General features: G+C 72.7%; 12 protein-coding genes. 6 read left to right on the top strand and 6 right to left on the bottom strand.

The annotated features are described in order from the left end of the window. Positions 1-56: 56 nt before the first annotated feature. Positions 57-3,587 carry a DNA polymerase III subunit alpha gene (dnaE, locus tag AR3_RS22345; RefSeq protein ID WP_067916505.1) on the bottom strand — a complete coding sequence of 1,177 codons (3,531 nt, stop codon included), beginning with the start codon at positions 3,585-3,587 and terminating at the stop codon, positions 57-59. Positions 3,588-3,878: 291 nt separating this feature from the next. Continuing rightward, positions 3,879-4,712, bottom strand: coding sequence for an AraC family transcriptional regulator (locus AR3_RS22340; RefSeq protein ID WP_067916521.1), 834 nt, complete (start codon positions 4,710-4,712; stop codon positions 3,879-3,881). A gap of 9 nt (positions 4,713-4,721) precedes the next feature. On the opposite strand from AR3_RS22340, the gene AR3_RS22335 reads away from it, so the two are divergent. The 4 genes from AR3_RS22335 (at position 4,722) to AR3_RS22320 (ending at position 6,804) form a co-directional block, all read left to right on the top strand. Further along, entirely contained in the window at positions 4,722-5,144 is a 423-nt protein-coding gene (locus AR3_RS22335) for a GNAT family N-acetyltransferase (protein ID WP_067916504.1), read from the top strand. A gap of 266 nt (positions 5,145-5,410) precedes the next feature. Further along, positions 5,411-5,764 (top strand): chorismate mutase, encoded by a 354-nt coding sequence (locus tag AR3_RS22330; protein WP_083951783.1) that lies wholly within the window; start codon positions 5,411-5,413, stop codon positions 5,762-5,764. Between the two features lie 66 nt (positions 5,765-5,830). Then, positions 5,831-6,502 carry an AzlC family ABC transporter permease gene (locus AR3_RS22325; protein ID WP_106258367.1) on the top strand — a complete coding sequence of 224 codons (672 nt, stop codon included), beginning with the start codon at positions 5,831-5,833 and terminating at the stop codon, positions 6,500-6,502. After that, entirely contained in the window at positions 6,499-6,804 is a 306-nt protein-coding gene (locus tag AR3_RS22320; protein ID WP_067916502.1) for a branched-chain amino acid transport AzlD family protein, read from the top strand. The genes AR3_RS22325 and AR3_RS22320 overlap by 4 nt, the downstream gene beginning before the upstream one ends. Positions 6,805-6,852: 48 nt before the next feature. Here the strand turns inward: AR3_RS22320 and AR3_RS22315 are convergent, their stop codons facing one another. The 3 genes from AR3_RS22315 to AR3_RS32350 all read right to left on the bottom strand — a co-directional run bounded on the left by AR3_RS22315 (position 6,853) and on the right by AR3_RS32350 (position 8,980). Continuing rightward, on the bottom strand, positions 6,853-7,782 hold the full coding sequence (locus AR3_RS22315; protein WP_067916501.1) for an RluA family pseudouridine synthase: 930 nt from the start codon (positions 7,780-7,782) through the stop codon (positions 6,853-6,855). Further along, positions 7,782-8,534, bottom strand: a complete 753-nt coding sequence (lspA, locus tag AR3_RS32355) for a signal peptidase II (protein ID WP_227023006.1) — start codon at positions 8,532-8,534, stop codon at positions 7,782-7,784. The genes AR3_RS22315 and lspA overlap by 1 nt, the downstream gene beginning before the upstream one ends. Positions 8,535-8,599: 65 nt before the next feature. Beyond that, entirely contained in the window at positions 8,600-8,980 is a 381-nt protein-coding gene (locus AR3_RS32350) for a TraR/DksA family transcriptional regulator (RefSeq protein ID WP_067916519.1), read from the bottom strand. Between the two features lie 905 nt (positions 8,981-9,885). Between AR3_RS32350 and ileS the strand changes: the two genes are divergently transcribed. Further along, a complete protein-coding gene (gene ileS / locus AR3_RS22300) occupies positions 9,886-13,074 on the top strand; it encodes an isoleucine--tRNA ligase (RefSeq protein WP_067916500.1) in 3,189 nt (1,062 codons plus the stop codon). 58 nt (positions 13,075-13,132) lie between these two features. Then, positions 13,133-14,008, top strand: coding sequence for a DUF1707 SHOCT-like domain-containing protein (locus AR3_RS22295; RefSeq protein WP_067916499.1), 876 nt, complete (start codon positions 13,133-13,135; stop codon positions 14,006-14,008). Between the two features lie 34 nt (positions 14,009-14,042). On the opposite strand, the gene AR3_RS31225 is transcribed toward AR3_RS22295, so the two are convergent. Further along, positions 14,043-14,369: hypothetical protein (locus AR3_RS31225; protein ID WP_217998699.1), on the bottom strand; the 327-nt coding region annotated here is incomplete at its 5' end.

The following is a 14,369-nucleotide window of genomic DNA, read 5'->3' as shown; positions in this document are numbered from 1 at the left end:
GGACGCCGCCCGCGGCCCGATGTGCGACGCGGCCCCGCGGGGCCGCCCGCGCGGTGTCAGCCCAGGCAGGACGGGCCGAGGAGCTGCTTGAGGTCGCCCATGAGAGCGGGCGACGGGGACACGCGGAGCCTGTCGTCCAGGCGGACGACCGTGGTCCGCGGACCGTTCTGCACATGCAGGTGCACCTCGGACGTGCCCGGGTGGTCGGTGAGGACCTCCTTCAGCCGCGCCACCACCGGCGGGGTGCAGCGGCTGAGCGGCATGGTGACGTTCAGCGGCCCCGAGCCCTCGGTGACGGTCAGGTCCGGCTGCGTCACCTCCATCGCGATGATCTTGGCGACGTCCTCGCGCTTGTCGACGCGGCCCTTGACCACGAGGATCGCGTCCTCGGCCAGCAGCGTGGAGCACAGCTGGTAGGTGGACGGGAAGCACATCACCTCGATGGAGCCGCCCAGGTCCTCCAGCTGGAACATGGCCCACGAGTTGCCCTGCTTGGTGACCTTGCGCTGCAGGCCCGACAGCAGGCCCGCCACGACCACCACCTGCCCGTCGGGCCGCTCGCCCTCGGTCAGCGCCGAGATCGAGCAGTCGGCCTCCCGCTCCAGGATGTGCTCGACGCCCAGCAGCGGGTGGTCCGAGACGTACAGGCCGAGCATCTCCCGCTCGAACGACAGCAGCGTGGTCTTGTCCCACTCCTCGCCGTCGGGGATGGCCACCGCGAACGCGCTGCCGCCGGCGTCCTCCTCCAGCGCGCCGAACAGCGAGTCCTGGCCGACGGCCTCCTTGCGCTTGATGTCGATGACCGAGTCGATGGCCTGCTCGTGCACCATCAGCAGCGACTTGCGCTTGTGCCCGAGCTCGTCGAACGCGCCCGCCTTGATCAGCGACTCCACGACGCGCTTGTTGCACACCTGCGAGGGGACCTTGTTGAGGAAGTCGTTGAAGTCGGTGAAGCGGCCCTTCTCCTGGCGCGCCTTGATGATGCCCTCGACGACGTTGGCGCCGACGTTGCGCACCGCCGACAGGCCGAAGCGGATCTCCTTGTCGCCCATCGGGGTGAAGTCGGCGTCGGAGGTGTTGACGTCGGGCGGCAGGACCTTCAGGCCCATCCGGCGGCACTCGTTGAGGTACAGGGCGCTCTTGTCCTTGTCGTCGCCGACGGAGGTGAGCAGCGCCGCCATGTACTCGGCCGGGTAGTTGGCCTTCAGGTACGCCGTCCAGTACGACACCAGGCCGTAGGCGGCGCTGTGCGCCTTGTTGAAGGCGTAGTCGGAGAAGGGGACCAGGATGTCCCACAGGGTCTTGATGGCGTCGTCGGAGTAGCCGCGCTCGCGCATGCCCTCGGAGAACGGCTTGAACTCCTTGTCCAGGACCTCCTTCTTCTTCTTGCCCATCGCCCGGCGCAGCAGGTCCGCTTGCCCCAGCGTGTACCCGGCGACCTTCTGGGCGATCGACATGACCTGCTCCTGATAGACGATCAGGCCGTAGGTCGTGCCGAGGATGTCCTTGAGCGGCTCCTCCAGCTCGGGGTGGATCGGGGTGATCTCCTGCTGGCCGTTCTTGCGCAGCGCGTAGTTGATGTGGGAGTTGGCGCCCATCGGGCCCGGCCGGTAGAGCGCGCCGACCGCGGAGATGTCCTCGAAGTTGTCGGGCTTCATCATCCGCAGCAGCGCGCGCATCGGCCCGCCGTCGAACTGGAACACGCCGAGGGTGTCGCCGCGGCCGAGCAGCTCGTAGGTCTTGGGGTCGTCGAGCGGCAGCTCCAGCAGGTTGAGCTCGATGCCCTTGTTCTGCTTGATCCCCTTGAGCGCGTCGTCGATGATCGTCAGGTTGCGCAGGCCCAGGAAGTCCATCTTCAGCAGGCCCAGCGTCTCGCAGGTCGGATAGTCGAACTGCGTGATGATCGCGCCGTCGGAGTCCCGCCGCATGATCGGGATGTGATCGGTGATCGTCTCGCCGCTCATGATGATCCCGGCGGCGTGCACGCCGGTCTGGCGGATCAGCCCCTCCAGGCCCTGCGCCAGGTCGATGACCTGCTTGACGTCGGACTCCTCCTCGTAGAGCTTGCGCAGCTCCGCCGCCTCGTGGTAGCGGGGGTGCTTCTCGTCGAAGATGCCCGACAGCGGGATGTCCTTGCCCATGACGGCGGGCGGGAACGCCTTGGAGATGCGGTCGCCCAGCGCGTACGGGAAGCCCAGGACGCGCCCGGCGTCCTTGATCGCGGCCTTCGCCTTGATGGTGCCGAACGTGCAGATGAAGGCGACCTTGTCCTCGCCGTACTTCTCGGTGGTGTACCGGATGACCTCGGCGCGCCGATCTTCAGGGAAGTCGATGTCGATGTCGGGCATGGACGCGCGCTCGGGGTTGAGGAACCGCTCGAAGATCAGCCCGTGCTGCAGGGGGTCCAGGTCGGTGATGCCCATCGCGTAGGCGACCAGCGAGCCGGCGGCGCTGCCCCGGCCCGGCCCGACCAGGATGCCGTTGCGCTTGGCCCACATGATGAAGTCGGCCACCACGAGGAAGTACGAGGGGTACCCCTTGCCGAGGATGACCTCCATCTCGTACTCGGCCTGCTTGCGGTACTTCTCGGGGATCCCGTCGGGGAACCGCCGCTCCAGGCCCTTCCAGACCTCCTTGCGGAACCAGCTCTCCTCGGTCTCGCCCTCGGGCACCGGGAAGCGCGGCATCAGGTCGTGGTGCTCGAACATCCCGGTCGTGTCGACCCGCTCGGCGATGAGCAGCGTGTTGCGGCACCCCTCGGCCCAGATGTCGGAGGTGTCGAGCGCGCGCATCTCCTCGGGCGACTTGATGTAGTAGCCGGTGCCGTCGAACCGGAACCGGTCGGGGTCGGCGAGCTGCTTGCCGACCTGGACGCACAGCAGCGCGTCGTGCGCGGTGGCCTCGGCCTCGTGGGTGTAGTGCGAGTCGTTGGTGACCACCGGCGGGATGCCGAGCTTCCTGCCGATCTCCAGGAGGCCGTCGCGGACCCGGCGCTCGATCTCCAGCCCGTGGTCCATCAGCTCCAGGAAGTAGTTCTCCTTGCCGAAGATCTCCTGGAAGGTGGCGGCGGCCTTGAGGGCCTCGTCGAACTGCCCGAGCCGCAGCCGGGTCTGGATCTTGCCGGAGGGGCAGCCCGTGGTGGCCATCAGCCCCTCGGAGTGCTCGGCCAGCAGCTCCTCGTCCATGCGGGGGTACTTGAAGACGAAGCCCTCGGTGTAGGAGCGGCTGGACAGCTTGAACAGGTTGTGCAGGCCGGTCTTGTCGCGCGCCCAGATCGTCTTGTGGTTGATCAGCCCGCCGCCGGACACGTCGTCGCGCTTCTGGCTGGGCTCGCCCCACTGGACCTTCTTCTTGTGGAAGCGGGACTCGGGCGCCATGTACGCCTCGATGCCGATCACGGGGGTCACGCCGGCGTCCTTGGCGTGCTTCCAGAAGTCGTAGGCGCCGTGCATGTTGCCGTGGTCGGTCATGGCGATCGCGGGCATCTTCTGCCGCGTGACCTCTTCGAACAGCGGATCGAGCCGCGCGGCCCCGTCCAGCATGGAGTACTCGGTGTGCACGTGAAGATGGACGAACGAGTCCGCCATGCCCGCTGCGCCTCCTGATTGCAAGCGACCGCGCACGCACCCTCGGGCGCGTGGTTGCGTTATCCGTTCCGGGGGAAGACCGCCGCCCGGGCGAGCGCCCGGGACGGCACGGCTCTGAGAGCCTAACCCGCCCTTCGGACGCTCCGCGCCCCGACACTCCGGGATGTCCGCCTGCCCCCTGTTCGCCCCATCACGTCCCCAACCTGCCCTTTTGGCGGCGATACGACGCTTCTCCTGCTGCCCGGATGACCGGCGCGGCGTCGGACACCCGGAAGAGCGCGGTGACGGCGGCTAGCGACGAGGCGGGCGGCGGGCCCGGCGGTAGGCGCCCGGCGGAACGCCGACGATGCGTTTGAAGTGGCGGGTCAGGTGGGCCTGGTCGGCGAACCCCGTCCGCGCCGCCACCTCCGCGGGGCGCAGTCCCTTGTCGAGCAGTCTGCGGGCGTGCTGGACGCGCACCTGGTTGAGATAGGCGTGGGGCGGCAGGCCCGTCGCGGCCCGGAAAGCGCGGATGAGGCGGAACGGGCGCGTGCCCACGGCTTCGGCCAGCTCCTCCAGCGTGGGCGGGTTCACCATGCGGTCGTGCAGGATGTCGCGGGCGGCGCGCACGGAGGGCGGCAGGGCCGTGCCGGTGTCGGCGGGGACGTTGCGGGCGTGGTGGCGCAGCACGCCCGCCAGGGCCGTGCGCAGAAGCGAGGAGGCCGCGAGGGCGTCTCCGCCTTCGCCGGCCCGGTGGGCGGCACGGACGAGGGCGGCGGCGGGCGTGGCCTCGATGACGCTCTGGGGGAAGTAGGGGGTGCCGCGCCGGGCCCCCAGCTCGGCGGCGACGTCGGCGACGACGTCCACCGCCGGGTACAGGACGCGGTAGGCCCACCCGCCCGGCGCTCCGGCGTACCCTGTGTGCACCACGTCGGGGTTGAGCGTGATCAAAGCACCCTTGGGGGCGCGTTCGGTGCTCCCCGCGTGCTCGAACGCCTCGACCCCCGCCTCGATCAGGGCGACGACGTACCCGTCGTGCGTGTGGCGGCTGAAGCGGTGGGTGACGTAGCGCGCCCGCAGCAGGTCCACGTCGGGCAGCGCGGGATGCCGCCAGTAATGAGCGACCTCCTGCGACACGACTGTCATCATAGGGCGATGGAGATCTCGCTGGTCACCGGCCCGCAGGAGCGGGCCGACGCCGAGAAGATCCGGTTCCGGGTGTTCGTCGACGAGCAGGGCGTGCCGCCGGAACTGGAGCTGGACGAGCACGACGCGGACGCCGACCACTTCCTGGCCCGGGTGGACGGCCGTCCCGTCGGCACGGTGCGGATGGTGCGGCGCGACGGCACGGGCGTGCTGGGACGGCTCGCCGTGCTGCCGGAGTCTCGGGGAGCGGGCCTGGGCGCGGCGCTGGTGCGGGCCGTCGAGCGGCACGCCCGGGAGGCGGGACTGCGGTCGGTGGAGCTGCACGCGCAGACGTCCGCGCGCGGCTTCTACGAGCGGCTCGGGTACGAGGCCTACGGCGAGGAGGACATCGAGGTGGGCATCCCCCACATCTGGATGAGAAAGCGCCTCTGATCGTCTCACCATGCAAGACGTTCGTATCGGGGAATGGCGTGTCGTGACGGCCGCACCTACGATGATGAGCGTGAACCGTCGCTATTCCGCGTTTATGCAGCCGGCTCCGGGTGAGCCGGTCGGCGCGGGCTGACAGGCGACGACCCCGGAGCCGGCTGAAGGCAGAGCCGTCGAGGCTCTGCCTTTTCTCATGGAGAGCGCGGCCCGGGCACGGACGGCAGCACCCTTCCTGACGGGCCGCCCGCCATCGCAGGGAGGGAACCGACATGTCGGACCAGACGCTCCAGCACGAGGAACTGCGCGTCACGATCCCCCGTGCCGAGGCCCTGGCCACTGTGGAGGAGGCGCGCGCGGCCATCGACGGGATCGACGCGGCGCTGGCCGCGCTGCTCGAACGGCGGGCCGCCGTGGCGGGGGTCGTGCAGCGCCTCAAACCCGTCGGGGGCTTCGCCGGACGCTGCCCCGACCGGGAGCGGCAGATCGTGGCGGCGATGGCCGAGCGCGCGCCGACGCTCGGGCCCGAGCGCCTGGCCCGCATCATGAACGCCGTCATCGAGGCGGGGCTGGAGGTGGCCGAACTCCAGCGCAGGAACGTTCAAGACGGGCACGGGCGCGGCTGACTACGGTCCCCGCCCATGACGGTGACGGAATCCGACGTGGAGGCCGCGCGGCGCCGTTCCGCGGCGATGCGGGACGGGCTCGGCGTGGGCCTGGGAGTGGGGGTGTCCGGCCTGGCCTTCGGGGCGGCCGCGGTCGCGGCCGGGCTGTCGGTGGCGCAGGCGTGCGCGCTGAGCCTGGTGGCGTTCACCGGCGCGTCCCAGTTCGCCCTGGTCGGCGTGATCGGCGGCGGGGGCGCGCTGGTGACGGGGACGCTGGGCGCGGTGCTGCTGGGCGGCCGCAACGCCCTGTACGGGCTGCGTCTGGCCGACCTGCTCCGGGTGCGGGGCCTGCGGCGCCTGGTGTGCGCCCACGTCGTCATCGACGAGACCACGGCGGTGGCGACCGCCCAGCCCGACCGCGCCTCGGCCCGCATCGGCTTCGCCACGACCGCGGTCAGCCTCTATCTGGCCTGGAACCTGTCGACGTTGCTGGGGGCGCTCGGGGCCGCCCGGGTGGGCGACCCCGCCGCCTTCGGCCTCGACGCGCTCGGCCCCGCGGCGTTCCTGGCCCTGCTGTGGCCCCGGCTCGCCGCGGGCGGGACGGAACGCCGGGTGGCGGCGGCCGCCGCCGTCATCGCGGTGGCCGCGACGCCGCTGCTGCCGGCCGGCGTGCCGATCATGCTCGCCGCCGCGGCGGCCCTGCCCGTACTGCTGCGCTCCGGACGCGGCGCCCGAACGGACGCGAAGGAGCGGCCGTGAACGTCTGGATCGCCGTGCTCGCCACCGGACTGGGCTGCTACGCGCTCAAGCTGGGCGGCCTGGTCGTGCCGCAGCGGGTCCTGGACGACCCCCGGGTGCGGCGGTTCGCCGACCTGGTCCCGGTGGCGCTGCTGACCGCGCTGATCGCCGTGCAGGCCCTGGCCCAGAACGGCTCGCTGGAACTGGACGCGCCGCGCCTGGCCGGCCTCGGCGCCGCGGTGGCGGCCCTGCTGCTGCGCGCCCCCTTCCTGGTCGTGCTGGTCGCGGCCGCGGGCGTGACCGCCGCCTTGCGCCTCGTCTAGCGCGTCCCGTCCGCGCGTCTCATTGAGCGCGCACCCGTCCGGGGGCGGTCAGGACTCGGCGCTGACGATCTCCAGGGCGCGAGCGAGGTCGTCCGGGTACGGGCTCTCGAACTCCACCCACTCGCCGAGGGTGGGGTGCTCGAACCCGAGGCGCACCGCGTGCAGCCACTGGCGCGTCACGCCGAGCCGGGCGGCCAGCGTGGGGTCGGCGCCGTAGGCCAGGTCGCCGACGCACGGGTGCCGGATCGCCGACATGTGCACGCGGATCTGGTGGGTGCGGCCGGTCTCCAGCTTGATGTCGAGCAGGGTGGCCGCCCGGAACGCCTCCACCGTGTCGTAATGGGTGATCGACGGCTTGCCGCCCGCCACCACGGCGAACCGGCCGTCGCCGGACGGGTGCCGGTCGATGGGCGCGTCCACGGTGCCGCGGAAGGGGTCCGGGTGGCCCTGCACCAGCGCGTGGTAGCCCTTGTCGACGCGGCGCTCCTTGAAGGCCCGCTTCAGACGCGAGTACGCGACCTCGCTCTTGGCCACGACCATCGCCCCGGTGGTGTTGGCGTCCAGCCGGTGCACGATGCCCTGCCGTTCGGCGGCGCCGCTGGTGGCCACGGTGTGCCCGGCGCCCAGCAGCCCGCCGAGCACGGTGGGGCCGGTCCACCCCGTGGTCGGGTGGGCGGCGACCCCGACGGGCTTGTCGACGACGACGATGTCGGCGTCCTCGTACAGGATCTTCATCCCGGGCACGGGCTCGGCGACCGGGGCGGGGGGCGCGGGCGGCGGCGGCAGCGTCACCTCCAGCCAGGCGCCCGCGTGCAGCCGCTCGGACTTGGCGACCTCGCGCCCGTCCAGCAGCACGTCGCCGGCGGCGATGATGTCGGCGGCCCGGGTGCGCGACAGCCCGAACAGCCGCGCCAGCGCGGCGTCCACGCGCTCGCCCTCCAGCCCGTCGGGGACGGGCAGACTGCGCACCTCGGCCATCAGGACCTCCCCTCCGGAGCCTCGGCGGCGCCGGAGCCGCCGTCGACGTCGCCATGAGCCTCAAAGTCGCCGTCGCCGCCGCCCGCCTCCCCGGCCGATGCGGGGACCGCCCCTGCGGGCCCGCGGCCCGCAGACCGCTCCTGCGGACCGTCGGCGGCGCCTTCTCGCCCGGACGCCCCGGCGTCCCCGGCGCCGTCCGCGCCGGCGCGGGATCCGCCGGGTTCAGCGGCCTGAGCGGGCTCGTCGGGCTCGGCAGGCTCGGAGGAGTCGGCGGGCTCGGCGTCGCCGACCCGGGTGCCGTCGAGCTGCAGACCGCGCGCCGCCAGCACGACCGCGAGCGCGCCGCCGCACACGATCGCCGAGTCGGCCAGGTTGAACACCGGCCAGTACGGCAGCTCGATCCAGTCGACCACGTGCCCCTTCAGCGGCGCGGGCGCCCGCAGCAGCCGGTCGACCAGGTTGCCGACCGCGCCGCCCAGCAGCAGCCCCAGGCAGACCGCCCACGGCAGGCTGCGCAGGTTGCGGGCGGTGCGCAGGATGGCCGCCACCACCGCGCACGCGATCAGCGTGAAGATGATCGTGTAGCCGGTGCCGATGGAGAAGGCGGCGCCGCTGTTGCGCGTCTCGCGCAGCGTCAGCAGGCCGCCGAGCAGCCGGATCGGCTCCCGGTCGGACAGGGCGGCCACCACGATGATCTTCGAGACCGCGTCCAGGGTCAGCGCGACCAGCGCGACCGCGACCAGGGTGCCCACACGGCGCGGCCGAGGCGATCCGGACGATCCCTCGGCCCCGCTCGTCGACGACTCGTTCGTGTCGTTCAGCGACGTTCCTCGCGTTGTTTGCATCTCACACATAGGGTCGCACGCGGGAACGCCTGAAGGCGCGCCTTGCCGATCGGCCTTCCGCACGACTCGCAGATCCCGTACGTGCCCGCGTCCATCCGCTGGACGGCCCGCTCGTTCTGGGCGAGCAGGTCACGCGCATTGTAGGTCAACGCCAGCTCGTGTTCGCGGGCGTAGGTCTTGGCGCCCGCGTCGGCCTGGTCGTCCCCCGCCGACACGGTGGAGTCCCCGTCGGCGATGTGCGTGGCGGTGGCCGCGATCTCCGCCTCCAGCGCGCTGCTCTCCTCGCGCAGCCGCGCGCGCACCTCGGCCAGCTCCTCCTCGGTCCAGCGCTCCTCGTCCTCGCGGACGGGCAGCTCGGCCGCCTTCGCCGCACTGCCCTCGGCCCGTTCGGCGGACTCGGCGGACCTGCCCGCCGCCGTCTTGCTCGCAGGGGTCTTGGCGGAGGACGACCTGGCCGCGCGCTTGGCCGACGTCCTGCGCCCGCCGCCCGCGGCGACCTTCGCCGGAGCCGCCGCGTCGGCGGTCCGGTCCTTGGCCTTCTTCTTGGCCGCGGCTCTCCTGCCGGGGGCGCGCGCGTCCATCCCGGAGGACGCGGCCGCGCCGGAGGGGGCGCCCGAGGCCGCGGGTCCACCGCGGGCCTGCCCACCGGGAGGCTTGTCCCCCTGAGCCGCGCCGGCCATTCCGGCCCCCCTCGCGCTGATGTCCTCCACACGCAGTGCGGGCAGCATAGGTCCCCTTTCACGGGACGGCAAACGACATGCGGCGACGCTCCACCACGCCGACGCGGATTACTGACCGCATATGCCCAGTCACGACCGCGCGGGAACCTCCGACCGGCCAGATCGCAAGAGTGACCTGGGTCACATTCCCCTGTCCTCCGGTGGCATCGCCGACGCGGACGGGAAGAGATTGAGGCCAGGGTGCGTTACCGTCACAGCCAGCGGCCTCATCGGCACGGCCTTGATGGGGACACCTGCCGCCGCAAGCAGCCATGAGCGACCCGGGGACGGTGCGAGCCCGGGGGCGGGCCCGGCGGTCAGATCACCCCGGAGCCGCCGGAAGAACCGCCCGCCCGCGCCGAGCGGGACGCCCCGTCGCGTCCCCCGCCGGCCGGACGGGCCCAGTAGACCCGGCAGCCGAGAGGCGAACGAAGCGGGTCGCGCCGCGGCGCGGCCAAGGAGGGTGGTACCGCGGGGCCCCACGGAGCCTCGTCCCTCCGGTCCACGTGCCGTCCATGTGAGCATCCGGAGGTCCGCCCGTGAGTCGTCGGTTCCGCCCGCTGCCCGCGCAGGTCGACCTGCCCGCCCTGGAGCGGGAGATGCTGCGCCGCTGGCGGGAGAACAGGATCTTCGAGCGCTCCCTGGAGCGCACCGCGTCCGGGCCGCGCTGGACGTTCTACGAGGGCCCGCCCACCGCCAACGGCATGCCGGGCGTGCACCACGTCGAAGCCCGGGTCTTCAAGGACGTCTTCCCCCGCTTCAAGACGATGAAGGGCTTCCACGTGCCCCGCAGGGCCGGATGGGACTGCCACGGCCTGCCCGTCGAGGTCGCGGTGGAGCGGGAGCTCGGCCTGTCCGGAAAGAAGGACATCGAGACCTACGGCGTGGCGGAGTTCAACCGGCGCTGCCGCGAGTCGGTGCTGCGCCACGTGGACGCCTTCGAGGAGATGTCGGACCGGCTGGGCTTCTGGGTGGACACGGCCAAGGCCTACCGCACCATGGACCCCGATTACATCGAGTCCGTGTGGTGGTCCCTGAAGGTCGTGTTCGACAAGGGACTGCTGTTCCGCGACTTCCGCATCACCCCCTACTGCCCGCGGTGCGGCACCGGCCTGTCCGACCACGAGCTCGGCCAGCCCGGCGGGTACGAGACGGTCACCAGCCCGTCGGTCTACGTGCGCATGCCCGTCACGGCCGGCCCCCTCGCCGACCTCGGCGCGTCCCTGCTCACCTGGACCACCACCCCGTGGACGCTGGTGTCCAACACCGCGGTCGCCGTCCACCCCGACGTCGCCTACGTCGCGGCCCGCCCGGCGGGGTCCGACGAGGTGCTGGTCGTCGCCGAGCCGCTCCTGGACCAGGTCTTGGGAGAGGGGGCGGAACGGCTCGCCGCGTTCCAGGGCGCCGAACTGGAACGCACCCCCTACCGGCGCCCGTTCGACCTGGTCGACATCCCCGACGCGCACTACGTGGTGCTGGGCGACTACGTCACCGTCGAGGACGGCACCGGTCTCGTCCACCAGGCGCCGGCGTTCGGCGCCGACGACATGGCCGTCTGCCGCGCCTACGGCATGCCCGTCGTCAACCCGATCGGCCCCGACGGGCGGTTCCTGCGCGAGGTCCCCCTGGTGGGCGGCATGTTCTTCAAGAACGCCGACGCGCCCCTCATCGCCGACCTCGAGGCCCGCGGACTGCTGTACCGCGGCGGCGAGCTGGAGCACAGCTATCCGCACTGCTGGCGCTGCCACACGCCCCTGCTCTACTACGCGCTGCCCGCCTGGTACATCCGCACCACCCAGATCAAGCAGCGGCTGCTGGAGGAGAACGAGCGGACCAACTGGTTCCCCGAGACCGTCAAGCACGGCCGCTACGGGGAATGGCTGCGCAACAACGTCGACTGGGCGCTGTCCCGCAGCCGCTACTGGGGGACGCCGCTGCCGCTGTGGGTGTGCGAGGCCGACGACGACCACGTCACGTGCGTCGGCTCCCTGGCCGAATTGGGCGAGCTGGCCGGGCGGGACCTGTCGACCCTGGACCCGCACCGCCCCTATGTGGACGAGGTCGTCTTCCCCTGCCCGCAGTGCGGTGCGCAGGCCCGCCGCGTGCCCGACGTCATCGACGCCTGGTACGACTCAGGGGCGATGCCGTTCGCGCAGTGGGGCGCCCCGCACCGCAACAAGGAGATCTTCGAGTCGTCCTACCCCGCCCAGTACATCTGCGAGGCGCAGGACCAGACGCGCGGCTGGTTCTACTCCCTCATGGCCGTCGGCACCCTGGTGTTCGACCGCTCCTCCTACGAGAACGTGCTGTGCCTGGGGCTGATCCTGGCCGAGGACGGCCGCAAGATGAGCAAGCACCTGGGCAACATGCTCGAGCCCATCCCGCTCATGGACAAGCACGGCGCCGACGCGCTGCGCTGGTTCATGCTCGCCAGCGGCATGCCGTGGGCTTCGCGCCGGGTGGGCCACAACGCCCTGGAGGAGATCGTCCGCAAGGTGCTCCTCACCTACTGGAACACCGCGTCGTTCCTGGTGCTGTACGCCGACGCCGCCGCGGCCCAGGGCGGCCGCCCGTGGACGCCGGAGCGGAGGGACGAGGCCCCCGCCCCCGCCGACCGCCCCCTTCTGGACCGCTGGGCCCTGGCCGAACTGCACCGCACCGTCCGCGAGGTGGACGCCGCCCTGGAGCGGTTCGACTCGGCCGCCGCGGGACGCCGCCTCGCCGAATTCATCGACGACCTGTCGAACTGGTATGTGCGCCGCTCCCGGCGGCGCTTCTGGGAGGGGCCCGACACCCCCGCCGGAGCCGCCGCGTTCGCCACGCTCTACGAGTGCCTGGAGACCCTGACCCGGCTCATGGCGCCGATGGTGCCGTTCATCACCGACTATGTCTGGGACGCGATCCGTCCCGCCGACGCCCCCGAGTCGGTGCACCTGGCCGACTGGCCCGCCGTCCGCGAGGACCTGATCGACCCGCGGCTGACCGCCCAGATGGGCCTCGTGCGCCGCCTGGTGGAGCTGGGCCGGTCCGCGCGGGCCGCCAGCGGGGTGCGCACCCGCCAGCCCCTCGGCCGCGCCCTCGTCGGCGCGCCCGGCTGGCCGGACCTGCCCGACGAACTGCGCGCCCAGATCGCCGAGGAGCTCAACGTCACGGCCCTGCAGGACCTGTCGTCCATCGGCGGCGACCTCGTCCACTACCAGGTCAAGCCCAACTTCCGCGCGCTGGGCCGCCGCTTCGCCAAGGACACGCCCAAGGTCGCCGAGGCGGTCGCCGCCGCCGATCCGGCCGCGCTCGCCGCCGCCCTGCGCGCCGACGGGTCCGCCGCCGTCGAGGCGCCCGGCGTCGGCACCGTGGCCCTCTCCCCCGCCGAGGTGATCGTCACCGAACGGCCGCGCACCGGCTGGGCCGTGGAGAGCGCCGCGGGCGAGACGGTCGCGCTCGACCTGACCGTGACGCCCGAGCTGCGGCGCGCCGGCCTGGTCCGCGAGGTGGTCCGGCTGCTGCAGGACGCCCGCAAGGCCGCGGGGCTGGAGGTCACCGACCGCGTCCTGCTGTGGTGGCGCGCCTCCGGCGACGACCTCGCCGAGGCCCTGCGCGACCACGGCGCGCAGATCGCCGCCGAGGTCCTGGCCGTCGACGTCCGCGAGGGCCGCCCGGACGAGGACCTGCCCGCCCGCCGCGACGACGCGCTGGGGCTGACGTTCTGGCTGCGCCGCGCCGACGCCTGAGCGGCCAGTTGCCCGAAAGGGGTTCTTCACGATGCATCGCGTTTGCGATGATGGCGACGTGAACCTGCCCGAACACTCCTCTTCCACCGACCCGGCCCCGTCGCCGTCGGCCGCCGAGCGGTCCGACCCGGCGCGGCCGCCCGCGTCCGGGCCGGCACCGGGCGACGCGGCCGCGGACCCGGCGCTGCTGCGCGCCTCGGACGCCGACCGGGACCGGGTCGCCGACCTGCTGCGCGAGGCCCTCGCCGAGGGGCGCATCACCCCGGAGGAGCACGCCGAGCGGATCGACGCGGTCTACCGGGCGAAGACCTACGCCGAGCTGACCCCCCTGGTCTCGGACATCCCCGGGGCCGCCGAGCAGGCCCCTCTCCCGCCCGAGGCCTCCCGGCCGCGCGTCAGCCTGCGCAAGGAGGCGGCGGCCCCGAACCTGCCGCCGCCCGAGCGGCAGCCCACGTCCCTCGTCGCGATCTTCTCGGGGGCGCAGCGGCGGGGACGCTGGCTGGTCGAGCCCACCACCAACGTCAACTGCGTGTTCGGCGGCGTGGAGCTGGACTTCCGGAAGGCCGTGCTGTCGCAGGCGGAGGTGACCGTCAACGTCTCCTGCCTGTTCGGCGGCGTGGAGGTCGTCGTGCCGCCGGGCGTCCGGGTGACCAACTCCGTCTCGGCGGTCTTCGGCGGGGTGGAACTGCCGGACGACGACCCGTTGGAACCGGACGCGCCGGTCGTCCGGTTGACCGGATTCCTGCTGTTCGGCGGCGTCAGGGTGCAGCGCCGCGCCCTGGACGGCACCGGCGACCGCCGACACGAGGGTCGCGACGAGGTGCGCGAGCGGCTGCGCGAGCACCGCCGGGAGATCCGCGAACACCGCCGGGAACTGCGCGAGCACCGTCGGGAGCTGCGCGAGGCGCACCGCCGCGGACGCCGGGATCTGTGACCCGGGCGTCGGGAGGCGGCGTCAGGAGCAGGCGTCAGGAGGAGGTCTGGTCGCGGTCGGGCTGGCAGACCAGGCAGGGCGTGCAGCCCCGCGCGACGGCCTCCGCCCGGGACAGGGTGTCCAGGTCCTCCGCCTCGTCGCCGATGTCCTCGATCAGCGCGCAGTCGACGCGGTGGTAGCGCTTGGTCCCGCTGAGGATGCGCACCTGCGGGCCGTCCGCATCGGCCGGCTCGCCCGCCTCGGCTCCCGCCCCCGGCTTCTCGGAGTCCGGGGCGGCCTGCTTCCCGGCGGCCGGGGCGGCCTGCTTCCCGGCGGCCGGGGCGGCCTGTTTCCCGGCGGCCGGGGCGGCCGCGTGCGCCGC

Origin of the sequence: Actinomadura rubrobrunea NBRC 15275, from assembly GCF_001552235.1 — a bacterium.
GTDB classification, from domain to species: Bacteria; Actinomycetota; Actinomycetes; order Streptosporangiales; family Streptosporangiaceae; genus Spirillospora; species Spirillospora viridilutea.
This window is presented reverse-complemented; position numbering and strand designations above follow the sequence as displayed.

Bases quoted from the DNA above. Each gene is read 5' to 3' on its own strand.
- AR3_RS22325 (WP_106258367.1), top strand. From the start codon at position 5,831: ATGCGGGACGGGCTCGGCGTGGGCCTGGGAGTGGGGGTGTCCGGCCTG.
- AR3_RS22335 (WP_067916504.1), top strand. From the start codon at position 4,722: ATGGAGATCTCGCTGGTCACCGGCCCGCAGGAGCGGGCCGACGCCGAG.
- AR3_RS22340 (WP_067916521.1), bottom strand. From the start codon at position 4,712: ATGACAGTCGTGTCGCAGGAGGTCGCTCATTACTGGCGGCATCCCGCG.
- dnaE (WP_067916505.1), bottom strand. From the start codon at position 3,587: ATGGCGGACTCGTTCGTCCATCTTCACGTGCACACCGAGTACTCCATG.
- AR3_RS22315 (WP_067916501.1), bottom strand. From the start codon at position 7,782: ATGGCCGAGGTGCGCAGTCTGCCCGTCCCCGACGGGCTGGAGGGCGAG.
- AR3_RS22330 (WP_083951783.1), top strand. From the start codon at position 5,411: ATGTCGGACCAGACGCTCCAGCACGAGGAACTGCGCGTCACGATCCCC.